We start from the raw sequence: 23,122 nt of genomic DNA, 5'->3' as shown, positions 1-23,122 counted from the left end.
TTGGTTAAAAGGTTAAGAATGAGTGTAGTCACTACATACTATGGTAAGAGATTTAAAATAGCTACTTTGAAGAAAAGAATATCTAAATTTCTTAATGCTCGTTTTACTTGGTTATCTTTTAAAAGTTAATGATAGCATTAGGCTTTTTTACAGCTTGTTATCATATTCTTTGTCTCAAAACCAAAGGAATACTAACATCCTTTTAATTCACTACAAAAATACCCTTTTCTTATAAAATAAGAATTTTAAAAATGTTTAATTTTGCAAAACATAAAGATAATAAAGGATTATGAAAAAAAATGCACTGTTTTTTGTAGGATTGTTAGTACTAATAGGTTGTAATTCATCGACTAAGACAGAAAACTTTTTTTCTGTTAACGATATTTCAAGTGAAAATTATAAAAGTTTTGGTGATAAAGTATCTTCAGATCATATTTACAATAGAGATGCAATAGCAGAAAAATATGAAAACTTAAAAGAAGGCGATACAGTAGCAGTTGCTTTTTCGAGTACGGTAAATGCTGTTTGTAAGGCTAAAGGTTGTTGGATGAAAGTAGCTTTGGATGGTGATAAAGAAACTATGGTGAAGTTTAAAGATTATGGTTTTTTTGTGCCAAAGAACATAGAAAATGATACTATCATTGTTCAGGGTAAAGCATTTGTGACTGAGATGTCTGTAGATGAACAACGCCATTTTGCCAGTGATGCAGGAAAAACCGAAGAAGAAATTGCCAGTATTACAACTCCTAAGAAAACGTATTCTTTTGTAGCAGAAGGTGTTTTGATAAAAGAATAATGCAAGAAGAGATACAACGTAAAATTATTACCACTGCCGATGGTTCAAAAACCATTCATTTGCCAGAGTTAAATGAGCATTACCATTCTAAACATGGTGCAATTAATGAAGCAAAGCATGTGTTTATTAAAAGTGGATTCGATCATATTCTGAGTAAAAATAAGTCGGGTTCGCTGGATATTATGGAGATAGGTTTCGGAACAGGTCTAAATGCTTTTATAACATTTCTTGAAGCAGAAAAAAATAATCTACCAATTTATTATGTTGGAGTAGAAGGATATCCAGTAGCACTACCAGAGGCCAAACTATTGAATTATCCCGAAGTACTTGCTGTAAAAGAGAAACAACAGGTTTTTGATACAATGCACCAATCATTATGGGAATTGCCAGTAGATATCACTTCAAACTTTAAACTCGTTAAGCGTAAGCAGTTTTTTGCAGATATAATAGATAAAAACAGTTTTGATTTAATCTATTTTGATGCTTTTGGAGCTAGGGTACAACCCGAACTTTGGACAATAGAGATTTTTAGGAAGATGTATGAAGCACTTCGTTCGAGAGGAGTTTTGGTTACTTATGCGGCAAAAGGCAGCGTAAGACGTGCAATGCAAGAGGTAGGTTTTGTAGTAGAAAGACTTCCCGGGCCACCAGGAAAACGAGAAATGCTTAGAACTACAAAAGTAGAATCATAAATATACTATTTATTAGGAAGTTAGAAGAATACTAAACGTATGTTAAACCTATAATAAAGAGATAGGTTTTATTGTAAGTCGGTAGTATTTTGCAGTAAATTAATTATCTAATAATCACTAAAATTTAGACATGTGAAAGTTTTAATTACTGGTGCAACAGGTTTGGTAGGCCAGGAAATAGTTAATCTGTGCCATCAATCTGGAATCGAAGTAAACTACCTTACCACTAGTAAAGATAAGCTAAGTTCTAAAACGAACTATACAGGTTATTTTTGGGATCCAAAAAAAGGGGAAATCGATACCGATTGTTTTAATGATGTCGAAGTGATTGTTAATCTAGTTGGAGCAACGGTAGCAAAACGGTGGACATCTTCTTATAAAAAAGAAATATTAGAAAGCAGAACACATACTGCTTCTCTTATTTTAGAATCATTAAAAAATATAAAACATTCGGTTCGTCATATTGTTTCTGCAAGTGCTATTGGTATATATCCAGATTCTTTTCAGAATTATTATACAGAAGATGCTCCAGAGCGTGACACTGGATTTTTAGGAGAAGTAGTTACCCAATGGGAGAATGCTGTCTTGCAGTTTAAAACGTTAGATATCGAAGTTAGTCTACTTCGTATTGGATTGGTTTTATCTGAGAAAGGAGGAGCTTTTCCCAAAATGGCAAAACCTATTCGATTTGGAATGGGAGCTTTCTTTGGAAATGGTAAACAATGGCAAAGTTGGATTCATGTTAATGATCTGGCCCGCATGTTTATGTTTGTTATAGAAGAAGAGTTAACAGGAGTTTTTAATGCGGTGGCTCCTAATCCTGTTTCTAACAAAAAACTAATGAATACTATAGCAGAGAAATTAGATAAAAAAATAATTTTGCCTAATGTACCAAGGCTAACAATGAAATTGTTTTTAGGAGAAATGCATAGCCTTTTGTTTTCTAGTCAGCGGGTTAGTAGTAGTAAGATTTCTACTACAGGATTTGATTTTAATTTTGATAATATTGCTTCAGCAGTAGATGTGCTTATCGATAAAGAGGCTAGATAAAAAAACCGATACTCTTATGAGTACCGGTTATAGTTTTTATAAAGAAAACAGGATTAAGCTTTATTAGCTTTAAGGCTAAGCTTTATTTCGATATCGTCATTAATGAATTTATCTCCCAGGTTCTCAAAAACCGATTTAGATCCATAATTTACGCCCCATTCTGTACGATTAATAGTAAACACTTCAGTGTTTAATGTTATTACATCACCTTCAACAGAAGTTGTGGCAGGAAATGAGATGTTTTTCTTAGTACCTTTTATAGTTAAATTTCCATCAATAAAAGTTTTTCCTTCTTTTTCAGTAATTCCGGTCACTTCAAAAACAGCTTTCGGAAATTTAGCAACATTAAAGAAATGATCTTCTTTTCCTTCTCCTTCTCCTTTAAGGTGTCCTTCCAGATAGGCTTTATCATCTCCTTCAAGATCAGTGACATTTATAGAGGTCATATCAATGGTAAAAGATCCACTTGTGATTGCTCCTTCTTTAGTTTCAAATGTACCACTAGCTAGCTTTAAGGTTCCTGTATGCTTTTCTAAAGGCTTAGATCCAACCCAGTCTATAGAACTTGATGCAACATCGACATTATACGTAATAGCTTCTACCGGAGCTTCTTTTACCTCCTCTGGAGTATTAGCTTTTGTTTCGTTTTGTTTTTCTCCTTTACAAGAATAAACAGTTATTAGAAGCACAGTGATAACAAGTGTGCTAACAAATTTAATTTTCATAAATATTAGTTTTAGTTAAAAATGATGTCAAAATTATTTTTTTATAGAAGGAATACTCTTAAATATATACTAAAAAAATCCTGTGACATTATGACATTAATTCAAAAATGGCAGTACTTTTGCTTATTCAAAATGAAAACGTATAAAAGGTACGAGTTACATGAGTAAGAAAAATAAAAACACTGAAGATGTAAAAGATCAAGTAGAAGAAGTACTTGATGCTCCTGTTGAAGAGACAGAGAAAGAAGAGGTAGTAGATGCAGAAACACTACTAAAAGAAGAACTTGAAAAGGAAAAAGACAAGTTTTTAAGACTTTTTGCCGAGTTTGAAAATTATAAAAAAAGAACCTCTAAAGAGCGTTTAGAATTGTTTAAAACTGCAAGCCAGGACGTTATACAGTCAATGTTACCTGTGTTAGATGATTTTGATCGTGCATTAAAAGAAATTGAAAAATCAGAAGATACAGCGCTTATTGAAGGCGTAGAGCTAATCCATAACAAACTGAAGGAAACTTTAAAAAGTAAAGGTTTATCTGAAGTAGAAGTATCTGCGGGAGATGTTTTTAATGCTGATGATCATGAGGCAATTACCCAAATACCTGCTCCAAATGATGATCTAAAAGGAAAGATTGTAGACGTTATAGAAAAAGGATATAAGTTGGGAGAGAAAGTAATTCGTTTTCCAAAAGTTGTGACTGGTCAATAAGAAATTATGAAGGAAGATTTTTATGACATATTAGGTGTTAGCAAAAATGCTACAGGAGCTGAAATAAAAAAAGCGTATCGTAAGAAAGCTATAGAATACCACCCCGATAAAAACCCGGGGGATAAGACTGCCGAAGAAAAGTTTAAAAAAGCTGCAGAGGCATATGAAATTTTGAGTGATCCTGATAAAAAGGCACGTTATGATCAGTATGGACACCAGGCTTTTGAAGGCGGCGGCTTTGGCGGCGGTGGAATGAATATGGATGACATATTTAGTCAGTTTGGTGATATTTTTGGTGGTGGATTTGGTGGTTTTAGCGGTTTTGGCGGCGGAGGCGGAAGACAACGAAGAGCTAAAGGAAGTAACCTTCGTATTCGTGTTAAGCTTACATTAGAGGAAATCGCAAATGGTGTTGAAAAGAAGATTAAGGTAAAACGAAAAATTCAAGCACCAGGTACCACCTATAAGACATGTAGTACATGTAATGGAGCAGGACAAGTAACCAGAATTACTAATACTATATTAGGGAGAATGCAAACATCTTCTCCGTGCCCTGCCTGTGGAGGAGCTGGTCAGACAATAGATCATAGGCCTGCCGATGCAGATGCTCAAGGTTTAAAAGCTATAGAAGAAACAGTAAGCATAAAAATACCAGCAGGAGTAGAAGATGGGATGCAGCTTAAAGTTGCTGGAAAAGGTAATGAAGCTTCTGGTAATGGAATCGCAGGAGATCTTTTGGTCGCTATAGAAGAACAGGAACATCCCGAATTGCAGAGAGAAGGAAATAATTTACACTATGATTTATACATTAGTTTTTCTGAAGCTGTTTTAGGAGCGTCCAGAGAAATTGATACGGTATCGGGTAAAGTGAGAATTAAGATAGAAGATGGAGTACAAAGCGGTAAGATTTTGAGATTGAGAGGAAAAGGAATTCCAAGTCTTAACGGTTACGGAAAAGGAGATCTTTTGGTACATGTTAATGTATGGACACCAAAAGCCCTAAGCAAAGAACAACGAGAATTTTTTGAAAAAATGGCTAAAGATGATCATTTTAGACCTAGCCCCGATAGTGGAGATAAGTCATTTTTTGAAAAAGTAAAAGATATGTTTTCTTAATAAAATTATGTGATTAGACCTACTTTTAATCATTATAATTCTATTAACGTTTGATTAAGAAAAATTCGTATATTTGAGACATCACTAGCGCATTTAGTGATAATTTTTCTTTTTCATAGCAATTTTTTTCCCATCCTTAATACTTGTATTCAGGGTGGGTTTTGTTTTTAGAATTATGTACTTACGTAATTCAGGCTAAAAAAGAGAGACCAAATTTATTGCTGTTTTATCTTATTAATCATTAACATAATTAGCATAAGTTTTTAAGTTTTCGTATCATTCGGGTTTCATATTAAACTACAATCATATTTTATATCTATGGCTAATCTTTTAGAGGTACAACAAGCCACTAAACAATTTGGAAATTTTACAGCATTGCAAGATGTATCAATCCAGGTACCTAAAGGAAGTATATTTGGATTACTTGGTCCTAATGGAGCTGGCAAAACAACACTAATTAGAATCATTAATCAAATCACTTTGCCTGATAGAGGAAGTGTATATCTGGATAATGAACCGTTAAAACCACAGCATATTAGAGATATTGGTTATCTACCAGAAGAAAGAGGTCTGTATAAATCTATGAAAGTAGGTGAACAAGCATTGTATTTGGCTCAACTTAAAGGTCTTAGTAAAGCCGAAGCCAAAGAACGTTTGACATATTGGTTTGATAAATTTGATATTTCACATTGGTGGAACAAAAAAATACAAGAGCTCTCTAAAGGAATGGCACAAAAGGTACAGTTTATTGTAACTGTACTTCATAAACCTAAGCTACTAATTTTTGATGAACCATTTAGTGGTTTTGATCCCATAAATGCCAATGTTATTAAAGATGAAATTCTACAACTACGAGATGAAGGAGCAACAGTCATATTTTCTACTCACCGTATGGAAAGTGTTGAAGAATTATGTGATCATATTGCCCTAATAAATAAGTCTAAAAAAATACTAGAAGGGAAGGTAACCGATATAAAGAGAGCCTATAAATCTAATACATTCGAAGTAGGTATTTTAACCGAAAATAACACCGATTTATATACCACATTACAAGGTAAGTTTGATGTAACCCCCGCAGATTTTAAAACAATTGATGATCAATTGAAAATGAAAATAACTTTAGATAATAATACATCCTCGAATGAATTATTACAGTATTTATCAGATAAGGGCCAAATAATGAGATTTAATGAAGTGATCCCAGGAGTTAACGAGATATTTATTAAAACCATTACAGAGAATGAGTAATCTAAAATTAATTATCAAAAGAGAATTTATAGCTCGAGTTCGGAACAAGACCTTTGTAATGATGACCTTTTTAAGTCCTTTGATCATGGTAGGTATGATTTCTTTAATTGCCTGGCTCGCGACCTTAAACAATGATGAAATTCGTAAAGTAGCATTCTATGATGAAACAGGATTGTTTAGTACTGATTTTAAAGATTCTGGGGATGTCGACTATATAGATTATAGTCATCTAACTTTAAACGATGCAAAAGATTCTGTAGTTATCAAAAAACTTGATGGACTATTGTATGTGCCAAAGAAAAACTCTAATAGTGAACTTGCCAAATCAATACAGTTTTATGCAGATGAAGCACCAAGTATTTCAATACTTAATAGAATTGAAAAAATTATAGCTAATAAGTTAACCAATCAAAATTTTGAAGAAAAAGGACTGGATCTGGATGCCATAGAAAACTCAAAAGCCAAAGTAAATATTCTAATAGAAAACTTTTCTGGAGAGAAAACATCAAAGATGTCTAGTTATATAAAAATGATTTTTGGTGGTGTAGCGGGGTATTTCTTAATGATGTTTATTATCATTTATGGTAATATGGTAATGCGATCTGTTATCGAAGAAAAATCTAATCGAATCATAGAAATTATCATTTCTTCTGTAAAACCATTACAACTTATGATGGGTAAAATTCTGGGAACTTCTTTTGCAGGGATTCTTCAGTTTCTCATATGGGTGATTTTGGGTGGAGTGTTACTTGCTGTAGTATCTTCGGTTTTTGGGATAAATCCACAACCTGTGGGTATAGATCAATCGATGGCTATGCAAGGAGATAGTCAGCAAGAAATACAACTAATACTTCAAGATATCATGAAGCTTCCATTAGGGACTTTAGTGTTGTCTTTTTTTATTTATTTTATAGGAGGATACTTTTTGTACAGTTCGATTTATGCTGCTATAGGTGCAGCTGTTGATAGTGAAACCGATTCGCAACAATTTATGTTACCTATTATCTTGCCACTAATGCTGGGGATTTATGTAGGGTTCTTTTCTGTAATAGAAAATCCTCATGGCACAGTATCTACAGTGTTTTCTATGATTCCTTTAACTTCTCCAATAGTGATGTTAATGCGTATACCTTTTGGGGTACCCTGGTGGGAAGTATTGATTTCTATGCTTCTATTAGTAGGAAGTATTATCTTTATCACATGGCTGGCAGGAAAAATATACCGGGTAGGGATACTTATGTATGGTAAAAAACCAAGCTATAAAGAGTTATTTAAGTGGATGAAATATTAACGCTATGATGCAGGAAGAAATTACAGAACAAGTAAAGGAGCAGGTTAAAGAAGTTATTCCTAAAAATATTTGGGATACCCTGCAAGAATTTTTTAGTTATGAAATTTTTCATTTCGGAACAGACGAACATCCCTTTGTACTTACTGTAGGTTTATTATTTTTTGTATTACTGGTTTTTGTTATTACTTCGGTTATCTTAAAACTTACAAAGAGAGTTTTTACCCGTAAAATGCAGAGTCAGGATAAACTTAAGTTTGAATCGGTATTCTCATTTTCAAAATATTTCATTTATCTCATTGTTATCTTTTTTGCATTAGATAGTATTGGATTTAATATCACAGCTATATTTGCTGCTTCTGCTGCATTATTAGTTGGTGTAGGTCTTGCATTGCAAACTTTTATTCAGGATATTTTATCCGGGATATTTATTTTTATAGATCAAACGGTACATGTAGGCGATATTATAGAATTAGATGGTAAAGTAGGACGAGTAGAAGAAATAAAATTAAGAACGACTAGAGCAGTAACCATAGATAATAAAGTTTTAATTATCCCTAATCATAAATATATGTCCTCGTCCTTATATAACTGGACTCAAAACGGGACAGTAACCAGAGAATCTGTTTCTGTGGGCGTTGCTTATGGTAGCGACACACAATTAGTGAAAGAGTTATTGATTAAGGCAGCATCTTCTAATTCAAATGTGCTAAAAGACCCACCTCCAATGGTTTTATTTACAGATTTTGCAGATAGCTCATTAAATTTCAAAATAATTTTTACTATTGATGATAGTTTTCAATCAGGAGTTCCTAAAAGTGAGATTAGATTTGAAATAGATCGTTTGTTTAGAGAGCATAACATTAATATTCCTTTCCCACAACGAGAAGTTACCATTATAAAAGAATGAAAAAAAAGAGATAGAAAAGTATAACATACGCCCCAAAAAATGAGAAAGAAGAACCTGATTTTGATATGCATATTATTATATAGCTTTAATGGCGTACGTTGTCAGAGTACTGATTTAGCAAGAATCGAATATACATATATCCCACAAGCCGATAGTGATAATGTCTATAGCCGTATTAGAGTTTCTGCTAATTATCCTATTAAAATGGATGATAAAGGAACTTACCTGGTAATCGGTGCACAATATAGATTTAATAATCTTCAGATAGATGATGAGTTGGGATTTGATGATCGGGGAGAACTAAATAGTTTTCATACAGCAGCTGTAGAGTTAGGGTATACTTTTAAGATGAAAAACAATTGGCGATTTGGGACTAAATTCGGAGTTGGAATTTCATCTAATTTTGAAGGATCAGGTTTAGAGAGCGATGATTTTAGATACAGAGGATCTTTATATTTTGTAAAGACCTATAAAAATATACAAGAACCAAAAACGGCTCGTTTAATTGTAGGAGTGCAGTATACTAACCCTGCAAGCCTTAATTTTCCGCTTCCTATCATTAATTATTATAAAAGATTTCATCAAAGTTGGTCCTATGCTATAGGAACTCCTAAAACAAATCTTAAATATTTTTTTAATGAGAAAAGTACACTTCAGGCTTTTGTCGGACTGGATCGTTTTTATGGTAATTTGCAAAATAACAGAGCATATGTAAATGAAAACGGAGAAACAAAAGTAATAGAAAATGTATCGATGTTTAATGTTATGGGAGCATTGGGGTATGAATATTATTTTACGGAACACTTATTGTTTTACACATATGCAGGATATACATTAAGTAATGAAATTCGTTTGCGAGATGGTAATCAAGAAAATGTATTAGCAATCAATGATAAAAATACATTCTATTTTCGTAGCGGAATAAAATTAAAAATATAATGGCAAAAATATTAGTAATCGAGGACGAAGCAGCAATCCGTAGGGTTCTGGTAAAAATTTTATCTGAAGAAAATAGTAAATATGAAGTCTTTGAAGCCGAAGATGGGCTTTCTGGTATAGAAAAAATCAAAGCAGAAGATTACGATCTTGTGCTTTGTGATATCAAAATGCCAAAAATGGATGGGGTAGAAGTATTAGAGGCTATTAAAAAGATAAAACCCGAGATTCCTATTGTCATGATTTCTGGTCATGGGGATCTGGATACTGCCGTAAATACAATGAGGTTAGGTGCTTTTGATTATATTTCTAAACCACCAGATCTTAACCGTTTACTCAATACAGTACGTAATGCCTTAGATCGTAAGGAACTCGTTGTAGAGAATAAAATGCTTAAGAAAAAAGTCTCCAAAAATTATGAGATGATTGGAGAATCAAAAGCTATTTCTGATATCAAGAGTATCATCGAAAAGGTTGCTGCAACAGATGCAAGAGTTTTAATTACCGGTCCTAATGGTACAGGTAAAGAATTAGTTGCGCACTGGATTCATCAAAAAAGCGATCGCTCAAAAGGACCAATGATAGAAGTAAACTGTGCAGCAATACCTGGGGAATTAATAGAAAGTGAACTTTTTGGACATGTAAAAGGAGCTTTTACATCGGCCAATAAAGACCGTGCCGGTAAGTTTGAAGCTGCTAATGGAGGAACCATATTTCTTGATGAAATAGGAGATATGAGCCTTTCTGCACAAGCAAAAGTACTTAGAGCACTACAGGAAAATAAAATACAAAGAGTAGGTAGTGATAAAGATATCAAAGTAGATGTACGTGTAGTTGCTGCAACAAATAAAGATTTAAAGAAAGAAATAGCAGAAAATAAATTTAGAGAGGATCTCTATCACAGATTGGCAGTGATTTTGGTAAAAGTTCCGGCATTAAATGATAGAAGAGATGATATTCCTTTATTGATAGAGTATTTTGCTAAAAAAATATCAGGAGAACAAGGATCACCTATTAAAACGTTTTCTCCCAAAGCTGTAAAACAATTACAGCAATATGATTGGACAGGTAATATAAGAGAACTACGCAATGTAGTCGAACGTTTAATTATTCTTGGCGGTAACGAAGTAAGTGAAGAAGATGTAAAACTATTTGCGGCTAAGTAATTATTAATCTTCATCCTTTTATATGATCATAACGATCAATTATATTTTTTGATGAAAACAATTGTTGTAATTAATACGTCTTATATTACGACCAATTCTAGTATATGCCCAAAATAATGAGAAGAATTTTATTGTTGACTTCGTTGTTGTGTATACCCCATATGTCCTCTGCTCAATATGATCCGGGAGCAACTAATTATGGATTTGCAGCGGCAAAAAGTTTTGGACTCGAAAATGAATTAGCATTAGGAGCCAGGATAGAATATGCTTTTAATTGTTACACCACTTTTTTAGGAGAATACAATCGTTCATTTGCTATAGGTGCAGATCAAGAGTATGAAGGGTATAATGAACTGGCAATTGGAGTAAATTTAATTTTATTTAATTGGTATCCTACTACAATAACTGCCGGAATAGGATATGTAGGTAATGATTCAGATGAATTTGAAGCAATTGAAGAGGATGCTTTTCTGGGGTTTAGAACAGGAAGTTTTAACCATGGAGCGCAAATAAAAATAAGAGCATTACATCAGATTTCTATACCTGTACATATTTTTGCAGAACTTAATGTTAAGAGTTTAGGACGTAGATATGATACGTTTATGGTTGGATTTAGCTATGATTTTTATGCTAGGTAAGCCTGCTTATTTTTCAAATGTTTCTTATTAGATCTTAGATTTTGTTAAAAAAATATATTAAAAATGGGTATTGATAAACTATTTTCCTACAAACCCAAAACTTTAGTATCTTTCGGGTGATAACACAAATCATAGTATGAAGAAGATAAATCATAAAGATTTTATGGTATCTAATACCGTAGAATTATCCAAAATCCCAACCACCTTTGACCTTAATGAGAGCGAGAAAAAAATTGAGAAAGAACTCGAAGAAACACGTGAGAAATTAGGAAAGCTTCAGGATACTTTATACGCCCATGGCAAGTATGCTGTGCTGGTTTGTCTTCAGGGTATGGATACCGCTGGTAAGGACAGTTTGATTAGAGAAGTATTTAAAGATTTCAATACTCGTGGTATTATTGTTCACAGTTTTAAGGTGCCTACAGCGTTAGAACTAGGTCATGACTATTTATGGAGACACTATATCGCTTTGCCACAACGAGGAAAGTTTGGAGTCTTCAATAGAACACATTACGAAAATGTTTTGGTAACACGAGTACATCCAGAATATATAATGGGAGAAAATATACCTCATATCAATACAGTCGAAGATATTAATGATGCATTTTGGGAGCAACGTTTTGAACAAATTCGAAATTTTGAAAAACATATTGCCGAAAACGGTACTTTGATTTATAAATTTTATTTGCATTTATCAAAAGAAGAACAGAAGAACAGGTTACTTCGAAGACTAGAGAAGAAAGAAAAAAACTGGAAGTTTTCTGCAGGAGATCTAAAAGAACGTAAACTTTGGGATCAATATCAGGATTGTTATCAGGATGCCATAAATAGAACTTCTTTACCACATGCCCCATGGTATGTGATTCCTGCCGATAATAAACCCGTAGCACGATATATTGTAGCAAAAACGTTATATACAACACTAAAAGAATATGATGATATACAAGAACCAGAATTAGATAACAAAACAAAAGCTAATCTGGATTTGTATAAACAAGAATTAGAGAACGAATAAAAAAGTTTAAGAAAATACTATGGTAAGAACTATAATCCCCATCATTTTTGCAATTTTATCACTTAATAGCTTTGCACAGAATGAAGTAAAAGAAGATGCTGTTACATTAAAAAAAATATATGATACCTCACTACTTGATGGTAAAAGTTATGCATGGCTGGATTATCTCTCTAATCAAATCGGGGGGAGACTTTCTGGTTCTGTCAATGCTCAACTAGCTGTAGAATGGGGAGAAAGAGAGTTAAAAAAGCTAGGCTTGGATAAAGTATGGTTACAACCGGTAATGGTACCAAAATGGACTCGTGGTGTAACAGAATTTGCCTATATCGAAACAGAACCAGGCATAACGACCAATGTGCCAATTTGCGCATTAGGAGGCTCTGTGCCAACACCAATAGGAGGTATTAAAGCTCCTATTGTAGAAGTTAAAGGATTAGAAGAACTCAAAAAACTAGGCACTGCTCAGATTGAAGGGAAAATAGTGTTTTTTAACAGACCTATGCAAGCAGATCTTATCGAAACATTTAGAGCTTACGGAGGGTGTGTAGATCAACGATATTCTGGAGCAGCAGAAGCAGCTAAGTTTGGTGCTGTAGGAGTACTTGTTCGTTCTATGAACCTTAGACTAGATGATTTCCCTCATACAGGATCAATGAGTTATGGTGACCTGAAAGATATAGATAAAATTCCTGCCGCAGCAATAAGTACTAATGGAGCAGATTTGTTAAGCTCTATGTTAACATTAAATCCTAAAATTAAATTTCATATTAATATGAACTGCCGTACCTGGAAAGATGTACAATCATACAATGTGATTGGCGAGATTACAGGAAGTGAATTTCCTAAAGAATATATGGTAGTTGGTGGGCATTTAGATTCTTGGGATTTGGGAGATGGTTCTCATGATGATGGGGCAGGAGTAGTACAATCTATGGAAGTATTAAGACTATTTAAAGAAATAGGATATACGCCTAAGCGGTCTATTCGCGTAGTATTATTTATGAATGAAGAGAATGGATTACGGGGTGGTAAAAAATATGCAAAAATTGCTAAAGATAAAGGAGAGAATCACGTTTTTGCTTTAGAAAGTGATTCGGGAGGATTTACCCCCAGAGGCTTCTCGTTTGATTGTGATGATGCTAATTTCGCCCAGGTACAAGACTGGAAACCTCTTTTCGAACCCTATTTGATACATTCTTTCACTCAAGGCGGAAGCGGTGCCGATATCGGGCCACTTAAAAAAGATGGAATTGTACTCGCGGGATTACGACCAGATTCACAACGTTATTTTGATTATCATCATGCAAAAAATGATACTTTTGATGCCGTTAATAAACGAGAACTCGAACTAGGTGCTGCTACAATGACCAGTTTGATGTATCTTTTTGATAAGTATGGAACGAAATAATATTTTCGTGGGTTCTTGTCAATAATGAAATAACTGGCGGTTATGATAAACTATCAACTCATTTTACCTTGACTTTTTTAGAACTAGTAATTTCCAGAATATTTAACCATTAAAAAAATAACGTTAAATATACGATAAGAATCATTTAGTTTATTTCGAGTTCTAATACCTTTGCGTCTTCAAAATTGTAAAATGCTACAACAATACACTAAAGAATTTCGATATAATCTAAAGTTGGCTACACCAGTAATGTTGGGTATGTTGGGACATACTTTTGTTGGCTTAGTCGATAATATTATGGTGGGACAGTTAGGTACCGCAGAGTTGGCAGCTGTATCTCTGGGTAATAGTTTTATGTTTATAGCGATGTCTTTGGGGATAGGGTTTTCTACTGCAATAACACCATTGGTGGCAGAGGCCGATGGAGAAAACAATTTTGCTAGTGGTAAATCAGCATTTAAGCATGGGTTATTTCTATGTACTACATTAGGAATTGCATTATTTTTGTTGATACTCGTAGCGAAACCATTGATGTATTTAATGAAACAACCTCCAGAGGTGGTCGAACTGGCAATACCATATCTGGATCTGGTCGCTTTTTCTTTGATTCCGCTAGTAAGTTTTCAGGCATTAAAGCAATTTTCAGATGGATTGTCTATGACCAAGTATCCTATGTATGCAACTTTGGTTGCTAATTTGGTAAATATAGCCCTCAATTATGTATTGATTTTTGGAAAATTTGGTTTTCCGCAAATGGGAATAGTAGGAGCAGCCGTCGGAACATTAGCTTCAAGGTTTGTAATGGTTATCTTTTTATGGGTTTTCCTAAAAAATAAAGAAAAATCTACCTCATATGTGACTCATATCAAGTTTTTCTCGCTAGAGAGAAAAATGATAAATAGAATAATAGCCTTAGGATTTCCTTCTGCATTACAAATGTTTTTTGAAGTGGCAATTTTTACTGCTGCGATATGGTTATCAGGTATTTTAGGTAAAAACTCACAGGCAGCTAATCAAATAGCATTAAACCTATCTTCTATGACGTTTATGATAGCTATGGGATTAAGTGTGGCTGCAATGGTGCGTGTAGGTAACCAAAAAGGGCTTCAGCATTTTATAGACCTAAGAAGAATTGCAATTTCAATATTTCTGCTCACTTTTTTATTAGCAGTTGTGTTTGCTTTAGTATTTGTTCTGTTTAACGATTTACTTCCTCGAATATATCTTGATATAGAAGATACCGAAAATATGGCAGATAATACCGAGGTGATTGCCATTGCAGCAAAACTATTAGTTATTGCTGCATTATTTCAAATTTCCGATGGGATACAAGTTACAGTATTAGGAGCCTTGAGAGGTCTTCAGGATGTTAAAATCCCTACTTTAATTACATTTATAGCCTATTGGGTAGTAGGATTTCCTATTAGCTATTATTTAGGATTATATACAGAATATAAAAGTTCAGGAATTTGGATTGGATTGCTGGCAGGCCTTTCTGTTTCTGCATTGCTTCTATATCTTAGATTTAATGCTTTGACCAAAGGTTTAATTCATAAGAATTAAAATCATAACGTCTTTTTTACCTGTAAAATCTAGGCTTTAGAAGTAATTTTTTAAATAAAAATAAAGACCAAATACCATTTTCATACTTATTACGTTTATTTGGTATTAACGAATAATTAACTATCTTTCCAAAAAAAGAGAATACAAAATATGAGAGTCCCAAATTCTAGATTTTGTCTACTGCTTGTAACGTTTATGATATTGGTTACACAGAGTAGTATAAGTCAAAACTTTGTTCATAGTAAAAATCAAAACCTTATTCCTAACCCTAGTTTCGAAGCTACAAATGCAGCTATTTCACGACTGGATATGGAGATGCAAAACTTTGGAATTGTTAAGGATTGGAAAGCTACAATTAATTCTCCAGATGCTTATCACCCTAGATTGGCTGATATTAGATTTATTCATAAATCACCTAATTTTTTAAAACAGTTTGGGGAACAGGAGCCCAGAACAGGAGAAGGTAAAGTAGGAATGTATATTGCCGGTGGTCCTTATAAAGAAGGAGTAACAGCCAAATTAAAACAACCATTATCCAAGGGGAAATATTACTATTTTCATATGTATGTTTCTTTAGGAGAAGGCATCTCGAATTCCTGTACTTCATCTATTGGATCATATTTTACTGCCAGAAGGCCAAAAATAACGACTACCTCTAGATTTCCTTTAAATATAGAATCTTCCAAAATGGTATGTAATACCAAGGGATGGACTAAAGTTTGTGGAGTATATAGAGCAAAAGGAACAGAAAAATATATTTCTTTGGGATATTTCTCGGATAGCCCAAAAGGAAAATCTGTAAAAGGAGGAGGGTTTGATACGGCCTACTATTTTGTAGATGATGTCTTACTAATGGAAATGAGAAATACCAAAAACCTTACATCTAGCCAGGTGTGTGATATGGCTCTTGATTTTTCACCTGTAGAATTCTTGGTGGGCGAAAGTGAAGCATACAAAGAAATTAAAGAAGCATTAGATTCTTATATTCAGTATGTAACGATATTTAAAGTAAGCAAAGTTAAAATTATTGGCCATGCAGATGATGCCGGTTCATCTTTTGAAAACGAAATCATGTCTGCAATGAGAGCAAGTAATGTAAAAAAATATTTTGTAGAACAAGGTATAGACGAATCTTTAATCGAAATAGTAGCGGCTGGAGATACTATGCCCGTTGTTACTGCAGATTCTAATTTGGATCCAGAATCAAACAATAGAGTAGAAATTAAAATTGAATAGTAGTTCCCTAATAATTTTCTGATTTCCTTAAAAAAGATAGTACCTTTGAAACTTTGTAATTTTAAGTATTCATTATGGACTTCCCAAAATTCTTATTAGGCGATAATACTGATTATCCAGATGCCATTTTTGTAATTCATACCGAGTTTCCGAGATGTATTATCAATCTGGAAAATGATGAAATAGAATGGCTTGAAGAGTTTGATAAAAATGATGAAAAAGAATTGTTAGAGGAAGCAGAAAATCTTTTTAAAACTGCTAATGATTTTTATGATCGTGAAATAGAACGTTACGACGAATAAAAATAGATAAACGACCATAACAATGGAAGACCTCATACAATTAGATAAAGAACTTTTTTTATACCTCAATAATCTGGGTACATCTGTATGGGATGGATTTTGGTTATTTATGACAGAGAAATTATACCAAATCCCTCTGTATTTAGTATTATTGATTTTTTTCTATAAATATTTTGGAGTTAGAGGTACGATCATCACACTGGTGGTTGTTGCATTATTAATTACTGCTACCGATCAACTATCAAATTTGTTTAAAAATGTGTTGTTTATGCGACCACGGCCATGTAGGGCAGATGGTGTAGCAGAGTTTACACGTTTTATTGCAGAACGATGTGGGCGACATGGATATTTTTCTGGTCATGCAGCTAGCTCTATGGCATTAGCTTTTTTTACAGGATTAGCCTTACGAAAACACCTAAAGTATATCTTTCCATTTATGGTGGTATGGTCTATTGTTGTTAGTTATAGCAGAATTTATATAGGAGTACATTATCCAGGCGATATCGTTACTGGTATGGCAATAGGTATTTTATTAGGAGTGGGAGCGTTTAGGCTACATACATTTCTGGTAAAGAAATACGGAGAAGTCAGATGATAAGAAGTAGGCTGATATATATTTTAGCTTAAAACCTCTTCTTTTTTTTCTTTTTGCCAAAAAGACGCTTAAAGAAATTATCTCTTTTTTCGGGTTTACAATCCAAATCCTTTAAAACTTCCTTTGCACTTTCTTCGAATTTACTTTTTGTAATAGGATCAAATGTACTATCCAGGTTCATCTTTTGATACAATTTGGCAAAAATTGGTAGTGCAGTATTGGCTCCTTGCCCCAAAGCAGTAGTTTTAAAACCAATATTGTAATTATCATTTCCTACCCAGGTGATCGTTACTAGATTTGGAGTAATCCCAACAAACCAACCATCTTTATTGTCTTGAGTGGTTCCTGTTTTACCTGCAATATCATTTTTGAGGTTATAGGTGGTTCTAAGTCTGGTTGCAGTACCTTGCTCTACAGTAGATTTCATCATTTCTAAAAGCACTTGCCTGGTATAATCATTATAGGCAGGAGTCTCAGCTATTTCGGGTTCGAAAGAAGCAATTAAACGACCATTTTTATCTTCAATTCTCGAAATATAATAAGGCTTCACACTTTTACCTTCATTTACATAACTTGCATAAGCTCCTGCTAATTCTTTTAATTTGATACCATCTGTACCCAGCGCCATTGCAGGTTCTTCAGAAAGTATAGCAGTGACTCCTAGTTTTTTTACCTGATCTACAACTTTAGGAATACCCACTTTATTGAGCACCTTTACTGCAATAGTATTAACAGAGTTACTAAGCGCTTTTTCTAGTGTAAAATTAAGATATGGATCATTTTGTTCTGATGCATTTTTAGGTGTCCAGTTGTCTAAATTTGTATAGGTGATCTCTTTTGTCGAGAAATAAGAACAAGGCTTCATACCATTTTCTATAGCAGTGGTATACACAAAAGGTTTAAAAGTAGAACCAACCTGTCTTTCGCTTTGCGAAACATGGTCATATTTAAAATAGCGATAATCAATCCCTCCCAGATATGCTTGTACTGCACCTGTTGTTGGTTCGATAGCAATCATTCCGGTATTCAGAAATTTTAAATAATGTTGTATACTATCCAGAGAAGATATTTTTTTGGTAATGTTACCACTCCACTCGAATAGTTCTATGTCTTTCTTTGCAGAAAGAGAATCTTCAATTTGCGCTTCTGTCAACCCTTGTTCCTTGTATATAGCATAGATTTTAAGGTTTTTGATTGCATTCTTAACAAGGTCTTTATCGGTCTTCCAGGGAGCAGCACTACCAAAAGATTTTTCATAATCGTTTTGTAATACTTGCATATGCTCTTTCATAGCTTCTTCTGCCAAAATCTGCATTTTGTAGTCGAGAGTAGTGTGTACAATCAAACCATCATTATAGATGTCATAAGTACTACTGTCTGGTTTTTTATGCTTTTCTAAGATGTTGATCAATTCTTTTTTTACTTCTTCTCTGAAATAAGGCGCCAACCCAAGGTCGTGATTAAAATATTGATAATCCATGATGATAGGCTGACTCATGGTTTGATTTGATCGATGAGCGCTTAGGTACCCATATTTAACCATTTGTTGAAGTACAACATCTCTTCTTAACTGGCTTCTTTCGGGAAACAGTCTTGGATTATAACTATGATTGGCTTTAAGTGTTCCAACAAGTGTGGCAGCTTCAGAGAGTGTTAATTGATGAGTAGATTTGTTAAAGAATTTCTGGGAAGCACTTTCAATTCCGTAAGTGTTATCCGGAAACGGAACAGTATTAAAATATAGTGTGAGAATCTCTTTTTTAGAATATATATCTTCTATTCTTTTGGCAACAAAAGATTCTTTCAATTTATTGATTACGGTACTAAATAACTTATATTTTCTTCTTCCATAGAGATTTTTTGCCAACTGTAAAGTTATGGTACTTCCGCCTCCTGAAGATTTATCCCGAAGTAAAATGGTCTTAAAAAATACGCGTAGCAAACTTGTGTTATCTACACCATCATGCTCATAGAAACGTACATCCTCTGTAGCTACTAGTGCATCTATAAGATGCTGAGGTAAATCTTCGTACGATATAGGTTGTCTGTCATAGATGTAGTACTTACCTATCATATGGCCATCTTTATCCAATACTTGAGTTGCCTCGGCCTGTTTTAAAGAACCTAATTCTTCTTTATTAGGTAATTTACCCCAGAAACCAAAATATATACTAGCATAAAAGCAAATGCTGAAGAAAATGAACCCACCAATAGCATAGAATAGCCATTTTATCCATTTTTTTTTAAATATTGTCTTTATCATAATCATAATACCGACATACATAACGTCGAAAATGCCATATTATTAGGGGATATGAGTTTCTTACTTTTTATAAAATCTCTAATGAATAATACAATCGATTATTATTATGAGTACTGAAAAAGGTAGTGAAGCAATACACATAAATTTTCTGAAAACTTTCGGAAATAAGTTATGATTAGATAAAAATTTAAAATTTTTAACAAGTAAAAATTTTAAAAAAATAATTGATTTTTAAAGTTGATTTCTTAAAAGTTTCATTTTTTTTATTTAGACTTGTAGTAACAAATTACTCAGTGAAATAATATACACTCAATTGAAAATTACTTGGAGTAAGTGAATAAAAAATACACCAAGATTTATAATCGAGAAAATAGCATTTAGCAAAAAAAATGTTGTTTTAAATATGTAAAGTATAGAATTAATTCTTAAACCTGTGAGTCCTATGAAAAGAGTAATTGTTGACTACAAAAAACTTAACAAAGACATTTTAAACCTACTAGTAGAAAAGTTTCCCGATGGTTATAATGATAGAGATATAGTTCATTTTAGAAACCAACATAATGAAGCAATAGAAGCTGTAGAAGTAAGAACAGAAGAGACAATCTATTTGGTTAAAATTAGCAAACGTCTGGCAGATACTATGGAAAGTTTTGAAGAGGAAGAAGAAAGTGTAAGTGCTAGCAATAATATACCTGAAGAAGTGAATAAAGATCAGGTAGCAGGTATTGATGATAAGTAACCTTATGACTATTATGTTATTATTTCAGATAAGATAGCGACATAAATAAAGATCATTTTTTTTCGAAGTATACATTCTCTTTACTTTTTATGTTTTTTTTATATGAATTAGGAGATTCTCCTGTTTTATTTTTAAAAAGCCTACTAAAATATGAAGGGCTTTCGAATCCTAGTATAAAAGAGATTTCTTTCGAGCTGATTTGGCTATAAAGAAGTAATCGTTTTGCTTCAATAATTATGCGATCAATAATTATTTTCTTGCTCGAAGACCCATTAACAAGCATTGTGATTTCGGTTAGTTTTCTATTTGATAAACCTAACTCCTGAGCATAAAAATCACACTCGTGATAACTAGAGAAATTAAGTTCTAATAATTCTAGAAATTTATAATACATCTTTTTTTCATAAGATTGATTTAAATTTTGGTTACCGCTATTGATTTCATTGCATTTTCGTTGTAATTTTACTAATAAAGTAAGTAATAAAAAAACGATTGTATTCCTTCTTCCATAAGAATATAATGGAGATAAGTACTCATAATGAAGTTGATCCAAAATTGCTTCAAAATGTGATACATCATCTTTGTCTAAAACAATTGTATTTACCTTGGATATATTATGAATTATTGATAAAAAAGAGATGTTATCGATTGTTGTTTGAAAAGGAATAAGTTCACTGTCAAAACGAATTAGAAAACCTTGCATGTTTTTTCCTTTAATAAAATCGTGTACCTGCCCTCGCTCTATTAAATAAAAAGTGTTTGGAGTTTTTAGATTCACAAGCTCATCGTCTATGTTCTGAAGTGCTTCACCAGATTTAAAATAAATAATCTCATGATATGTATGACGATGTGGATCTCTGTCTTTTCTATTTCTGTTTTTTTCATGAAGTAAGGGACGCATAAAAAAGGGTAAATCTTTTTTATCCGAGAATTTATCTAATCGAATCAAATCTTTATCTTTCATACATCAAAAATAACTCATTATGCTACACTAATAATAATGAAAAAACAAAAAGTGCAACAATTATAGCACTTTTATGAATCTACTTTGTTTTTAAATAAACGAGATTGCAACTAATAAATTATACTATGTTAACTTCATTACAAATAAAAGAGGAAGCAAATCGGTTACATGATTCAGAAAAAAATAAAAAACAGGTAGTAGCCACAACAAATTATTTTCCCGAGATGGATATCAATGATGCCTATCAAATTCAGGAAGAGTGGGTTAATATCAAAAAAAAAGAAGGTAGAAAAGTAGTCGGGTATAAAATTGGGCTTACTTCAAAGGTTATGCAAGTCGCTATGAATATCAATGAACCTGACTATGGAACACTACTAGACGATATGGTTTATGAAAATGGTTGTGAGATAAAGACTTCTGATTTTTTAGACCCTAGGATAGAAGTAGAGCTAGCTTTTGTGCTAAAAAAACCACTTTTTGGCGATACTCTTACAATAGAAGATGTATTGGATGCAACAGATTATGTAGTGCCTGTACTAGAACTTATTGCAGCACGTACTTATCGAGTAGACCCCAAGACCAATTACGTTAGAACTGTTAAAGATACGATTTCGGATAATGCAGCGAATGCAGGGATTATTTTGGGCAATACCAGAATTAATCCTCGAGATATAGATCTAAGATGGGTAGGCGCATTATTATACAAAAATGGAACTATAGAGGAGTCTGGTGTTGCTGCAGCGGTACTCGATCATCCTGCCAAAGGGGTCATTTGGTTAGCAAAAAAATACGCAAAACATAATATAACATTAGATGCAGGGCAAATCATTTTGGCAGGCTCTTTTACACGTCCAGTTATTGTAAAAGCTGGAGATACTATTACCGCTGATTATAATTCATTGGGAAAAATAACTTGTAATTTTATGTAATACCATGAAAATTTCTAAAAACACATTCAAAGAAGCAGTATGCAATCGTGAAACCATTTATGGTATATGGAACGGTATTGTAGATACCATTACAGCAGAGATTTTGGCTGGTTCTGGATTTGATTGGATTGTAATTGATGGAGAGCATGCTCCATTTGATTTACGAACTATTCAGACTCAACTACAAGTAATGGCTGCATATGATGTGCAGGTTATTGTTCGTCCACCTGTTGGGGATTCGGTACTTATAAAACAACTTATGGATATTGGAGTGCAAAGTTTGTTAATTCCTATGGTAGAAAGTGCATCTCAGGCAGAAGAACTTGTAAAGGCAATGCGTTATCCCCCAGAAGGATGTAGAGGTATAGGTACAGCATTGGCAAGAGCATCAAAATGGAATAGAACTAATGATTACTTTCTAGATGCTAATAATGAAATGTGTTTGATCTGCCAGGTAGAATCTGTTCAAGGAATTAATAATTTGGAAGAAATCTTAGCAGTAAATGGAGTAGATGGAGTATTTATTGGACCAGCAGATTTAGCTGGATCTATGGGGTATTTGGGACAACCCAACCACCCAAAAGTAAAAGAGGTAATAGTAAAAGCTATTCAGTGTATTAAGACTAAAGGAAAAACAGCAGGTTTCCTGTCTGTCTCAAAAGAAATTGTTAACTATTATAGTGAGCATGGTGCTAATATGATTGGAGTTGGGATTGATACTCTTTTATTAGCAAAAGCAGCAAAAGGATTAGCAGAAGATTATAAACCAGAACAAAAGAATAATACGTCAAATACGCACTACTAATTTGTGAAAAGTACAATGATTGTGATAGTGAG

23 protein-coding genes are annotated in these 23,122 nt (G+C 33.2%); 20 read left to right on the top strand and 3 right to left on the bottom strand.

Translation table 11 applies throughout. The features are described from left to right. Positions 1-289 precede the first annotated feature (289 nt). The 3 genes from NNL09_RS25560 to NNL09_RS25550 all read left to right on the top strand — a co-directional run bounded on the left by NNL09_RS25560 (position 290) and on the right by NNL09_RS25550 (position 2,538). On the top strand, positions 290-796 hold the full coding sequence (locus NNL09_RS25560; RefSeq protein ID WP_025667704.1) for a DUF4920 domain-containing protein: 507 nt from the start codon (positions 290-292) through the stop codon (positions 794-796). An 11-nt stretch (positions 797-807) separates the two neighbouring features. After that, on the top strand, positions 808-1,488 hold the full coding sequence (gene mnmD / locus NNL09_RS25555; protein WP_196911288.1) for a tRNA (5-methylaminomethyl-2-thiouridine)(34)-methyltransferase MnmD: 681 nt from the start codon (positions 808-810) through the stop codon (positions 1,486-1,488). A gap of 132 nt (positions 1,489-1,620) precedes the next feature. Beyond that, positions 1,621-2,538, top strand: coding sequence for a TIGR01777 family oxidoreductase (locus tag NNL09_RS25550; protein ID WP_196911260.1), 918 nt, complete (start codon positions 1,621-1,623; stop codon positions 2,536-2,538). A gap of 53 nt (positions 2,539-2,591) precedes the next feature. Here the strand turns inward: NNL09_RS25550 and NNL09_RS25545 are convergent, their stop codons facing one another. After that, positions 2,592-3,263, bottom strand: coding sequence for a YceI family protein (locus NNL09_RS25545; RefSeq protein WP_196911259.1), 672 nt, complete (start codon positions 3,261-3,263; stop codon positions 2,592-2,594). A gap of 160 nt (positions 3,264-3,423) precedes the next feature. Between NNL09_RS25545 and NNL09_RS25540 the strand changes: the two genes are divergently transcribed. From NNL09_RS25540 to NNL09_RS25475, 14 genes are all read left to right on the top strand, one after another. Further along, positions 3,424-3,969 carry a nucleotide exchange factor GrpE gene (locus tag NNL09_RS25540; protein WP_025667708.1) on the top strand — a complete coding sequence of 182 codons (546 nt, stop codon included), beginning with the start codon at positions 3,424-3,426 and terminating at the stop codon, positions 3,967-3,969. 6 nt (positions 3,970-3,975) lie between these two features. After that, positions 3,976-5,085, top strand: coding sequence for a molecular chaperone DnaJ (gene dnaJ / locus NNL09_RS25535; RefSeq protein ID WP_025667709.1), 1,110 nt, complete (start codon positions 3,976-3,978; stop codon positions 5,083-5,085). Positions 5,086-5,403: 318 nt separating this feature from the next. Beyond that, the gene (locus NNL09_RS25530; RefSeq protein WP_025667710.1) at positions 5,404-6,333 is read left to right on the top strand and encodes an ABC transporter ATP-binding protein; all 930 of its coding nucleotides are present in this window, start codon (positions 5,404-5,406) and stop codon (positions 6,331-6,333) included. Continuing rightward, positions 6,326-7,624 carry an ABC transporter permease gene (locus tag NNL09_RS25525; protein WP_025667711.1) on the top strand — a complete coding sequence of 433 codons (1,299 nt, stop codon included), beginning with the start codon at positions 6,326-6,328 and terminating at the stop codon, positions 7,622-7,624. The genes NNL09_RS25530 and NNL09_RS25525 overlap by 8 nt, the downstream gene beginning before the upstream one ends. Positions 7,625-7,628: 4 nt before the next feature. Next, positions 7,629-8,531: a mechanosensitive ion channel family protein gene (locus NNL09_RS25520; protein ID WP_370540762.1), complete on the top strand. Its 903-nt coding sequence runs from the start codon at positions 7,629-7,631 to the stop codon at positions 8,529-8,531. Between the two features lie 39 nt (positions 8,532-8,570). After that, a complete protein-coding gene (locus NNL09_RS25515) occupies positions 8,571-9,470 on the top strand; it encodes a hypothetical protein (protein ID WP_025667713.1) in 900 nt (299 codons plus the stop codon). Continuing rightward, positions 9,470-10,633 (top strand): sigma-54 dependent transcriptional regulator, encoded by a 1,164-nt coding sequence (locus NNL09_RS25510; RefSeq protein ID WP_025667714.1) that lies wholly within the window; start codon positions 9,470-9,472, stop codon positions 10,631-10,633. The genes NNL09_RS25515 and NNL09_RS25510 overlap by 1 nt, the downstream gene beginning before the upstream one ends. Before the next feature lie 116 nt (positions 10,634-10,749). Further along, positions 10,750-11,271 carry a hypothetical protein gene (locus tag NNL09_RS25505; RefSeq protein WP_196911258.1) on the top strand — a complete coding sequence of 174 codons (522 nt, stop codon included), beginning with the start codon at positions 10,750-10,752 and terminating at the stop codon, positions 11,269-11,271. 136 nt (positions 11,272-11,407) lie between these two features. Beyond that, positions 11,408-12,286 (top strand): PPK2 family polyphosphate kinase, encoded by an 879-nt coding sequence (locus NNL09_RS25500; RefSeq protein ID WP_025667716.1) that lies wholly within the window; start codon positions 11,408-11,410, stop codon positions 12,284-12,286. Between the two features lie 19 nt (positions 12,287-12,305). Then, positions 12,306-13,694, top strand: a complete 1,389-nt coding sequence (locus tag NNL09_RS25495; RefSeq protein ID WP_025667717.1) for a M20/M25/M40 family metallo-hydrolase — start codon at positions 12,306-12,308, stop codon at positions 13,692-13,694. A gap of 192 nt (positions 13,695-13,886) precedes the next feature. Then, on the top strand, positions 13,887-15,257 hold the full coding sequence (locus NNL09_RS25490) for an MATE family efflux transporter (protein WP_196911257.1): 1,371 nt from the start codon (positions 13,887-13,889) through the stop codon (positions 15,255-15,257). Positions 15,258-15,407: 150 nt separating this feature from the next. Beyond that, the gene (locus NNL09_RS25485) at positions 15,408-16,493 is read left to right on the top strand and encodes an OmpA family protein (protein WP_196926498.1); all 1,086 of its coding nucleotides are present in this window, start codon (positions 15,408-15,410) and stop codon (positions 16,491-16,493) included. A gap of 74 nt (positions 16,494-16,567) precedes the next feature. Further along, positions 16,568-16,795 carry a hypothetical protein gene (locus tag NNL09_RS25480; protein ID WP_025667720.1) on the top strand — a complete coding sequence of 76 codons (228 nt, stop codon included), beginning with the start codon at positions 16,568-16,570 and terminating at the stop codon, positions 16,793-16,795. A gap of 22 nt (positions 16,796-16,817) precedes the next feature. Further along, a complete protein-coding gene (locus NNL09_RS25475) occupies positions 16,818-17,390 on the top strand; it encodes a phosphatase PAP2 family protein (RefSeq protein ID WP_025667721.1) in 573 nt (190 codons plus the stop codon). A gap of 28 nt (positions 17,391-17,418) precedes the next feature. Here NNL09_RS25475 and NNL09_RS25470 read toward each other — a convergent pair whose 3' ends face one another. Then, positions 17,419-19,653, bottom strand: a complete 2,235-nt coding sequence (locus NNL09_RS25470) for a transglycosylase domain-containing protein (protein WP_196911256.1) — start codon at positions 19,651-19,653, stop codon at positions 17,419-17,421. Between the two features lie 442 nt (positions 19,654-20,095). Here NNL09_RS25470 and NNL09_RS25465 point away from each other — a divergent pair, with 442 nt between their 5' ends. Then, a complete protein-coding gene (locus NNL09_RS25465) occupies positions 20,096-20,392 on the top strand; it encodes a hypothetical protein (protein ID WP_025667722.1) in 297 nt (98 codons plus the stop codon). Positions 20,393-20,444: 52 nt separating this feature from the next. On the opposite strand, the gene NNL09_RS25460 is transcribed toward NNL09_RS25465, so the two are convergent. Continuing rightward, on the bottom strand, positions 20,445-21,356 hold the full coding sequence (locus tag NNL09_RS25460; RefSeq protein ID WP_025667723.1) for an AraC family transcriptional regulator: 912 nt from the start codon (positions 21,354-21,356) through the stop codon (positions 20,445-20,447). A 125-nt stretch (positions 21,357-21,481) separates the two neighbouring features. Here NNL09_RS25460 and hpaH point away from each other — a divergent pair, with 125 nt between their 5' ends. Continuing rightward, a complete protein-coding gene (gene hpaH, locus NNL09_RS25455) occupies positions 21,482-22,285 on the top strand; it encodes a 2-oxo-hept-4-ene-1,7-dioate hydratase (RefSeq protein ID WP_196911255.1) in 804 nt (267 codons plus the stop codon). A 4-nt stretch (positions 22,286-22,289) separates the two neighbouring features. Further along, complete coding sequence (locus tag NNL09_RS25450) at positions 22,290-23,090, top strand: aldolase/citrate lyase family protein (RefSeq protein WP_196911254.1); 801 nt, start codon at positions 22,290-22,292, stop codon at positions 23,088-23,090. The last annotated feature ends 32 nt before the right edge of the window (positions 23,091-23,122 follow it).

Source organism: Aquimarina sp. EL_43, assembly GCF_943422735.1.
Taxonomy (GTDB): domain Bacteria; phylum Bacteroidota; class Bacteroidia; order Flavobacteriales; family Flavobacteriaceae; genus Aquimarina; species Aquimarina megaterium.
This window is presented reverse-complemented; position numbering and strand designations above follow the sequence as displayed.

What these genes read in the sequence shown, in the direction of transcription:
- NNL09_RS25485 (WP_196926498.1), top strand. Translation starts at nt 15,408, where the DNA reads ATGAGAGTCCCAAATTCTAGATTTTGTCTACTGCTTGTAACGTTTATG.
- NNL09_RS25515 (WP_025667713.1), top strand. Translation starts at nt 8,571, where the DNA reads ATGAGAAAGAAGAACCTGATTTTGATATGCATATTATTATATAGCTTT.
- NNL09_RS25460 (WP_025667723.1), bottom strand. Translation starts at nt 21,356, where the DNA reads ATGAAAGATAAAGATTTGATTCGATTAGATAAATTCTCGGATAAAAAA.
- NNL09_RS25540 (WP_025667708.1), top strand. Translation starts at nt 3,424, where the DNA reads ATGAGTAAGAAAAATAAAAACACTGAAGATGTAAAAGATCAAGTAGAA.
- NNL09_RS25520 (WP_370540762.1), top strand. Translation starts at nt 7,629, where the DNA reads ATGATGCAGGAAGAAATTACAGAACAAGTAAAGGAGCAGGTTAAAGAA.
- NNL09_RS25510 (WP_025667714.1), top strand. Translation starts at nt 9,470, where the DNA reads ATGGCAAAAATATTAGTAATCGAGGACGAAGCAGCAATCCGTAGGGTT.
- NNL09_RS25545 (WP_196911259.1), bottom strand. Translation starts at nt 3,263, where the DNA reads ATGAAAATTAAATTTGTTAGCACACTTGTTATCACTGTGCTTCTAATA.
- NNL09_RS25470 (WP_196911256.1), bottom strand. Translation starts at nt 19,653, where the DNA reads ATGATAAAGACAATATTTAAAAAAAAATGGATAAAATGGCTATTCTAT.
- NNL09_RS25465 (WP_025667722.1), top strand. Translation starts at nt 20,096, where the DNA reads ATGAAAAGAGTAATTGTTGACTACAAAAAACTTAACAAAGACATTTTA.
- NNL09_RS25475 (WP_025667721.1), top strand. Translation starts at nt 16,818, where the DNA reads ATGGAAGACCTCATACAATTAGATAAAGAACTTTTTTTATACCTCAAT.
- NNL09_RS25530 (WP_025667710.1), top strand. Translation starts at nt 5,404, where the DNA reads ATGGCTAATCTTTTAGAGGTACAACAAGCCACTAAACAATTTGGAAAT.
- dnaJ (WP_025667709.1), top strand. Translation starts at nt 3,976, where the DNA reads ATGAAGGAAGATTTTTATGACATATTAGGTGTTAGCAAAAATGCTACA.
- NNL09_RS25490 (WP_196911257.1), top strand. Translation starts at nt 13,887, where the DNA reads ATGCTACAACAATACACTAAAGAATTTCGATATAATCTAAAGTTGGCT.
- NNL09_RS25525 (WP_025667711.1), top strand. Translation starts at nt 6,326, where the DNA reads ATGAGTAATCTAAAATTAATTATCAAAAGAGAATTTATAGCTCGAGTT.
- NNL09_RS25560 (WP_025667704.1), top strand. Translation starts at nt 290, where the DNA reads ATGAAAAAAAATGCACTGTTTTTTGTAGGATTGTTAGTACTAATAGGT.
- NNL09_RS25500 (WP_025667716.1), top strand. Translation starts at nt 11,408, where the DNA reads ATGAAGAAGATAAATCATAAAGATTTTATGGTATCTAATACCGTAGAA.
- hpaH (WP_196911255.1), top strand. Translation starts at nt 21,482, where the DNA reads ATGTTAACTTCATTACAAATAAAAGAGGAAGCAAATCGGTTACATGAT.
- NNL09_RS25505 (WP_196911258.1), top strand. Translation starts at nt 10,750, where the DNA reads ATGAGAAGAATTTTATTGTTGACTTCGTTGTTGTGTATACCCCATATG.
- NNL09_RS25495 (WP_025667717.1), top strand. Translation starts at nt 12,306, where the DNA reads ATGGTAAGAACTATAATCCCCATCATTTTTGCAATTTTATCACTTAAT.
- NNL09_RS25480 (WP_025667720.1), top strand. Translation starts at nt 16,568, where the DNA reads ATGGACTTCCCAAAATTCTTATTAGGCGATAATACTGATTATCCAGAT.
- NNL09_RS25450 (WP_196911254.1), top strand. Translation starts at nt 22,290, where the DNA reads ATGAAAATTTCTAAAAACACATTCAAAGAAGCAGTATGCAATCGTGAA.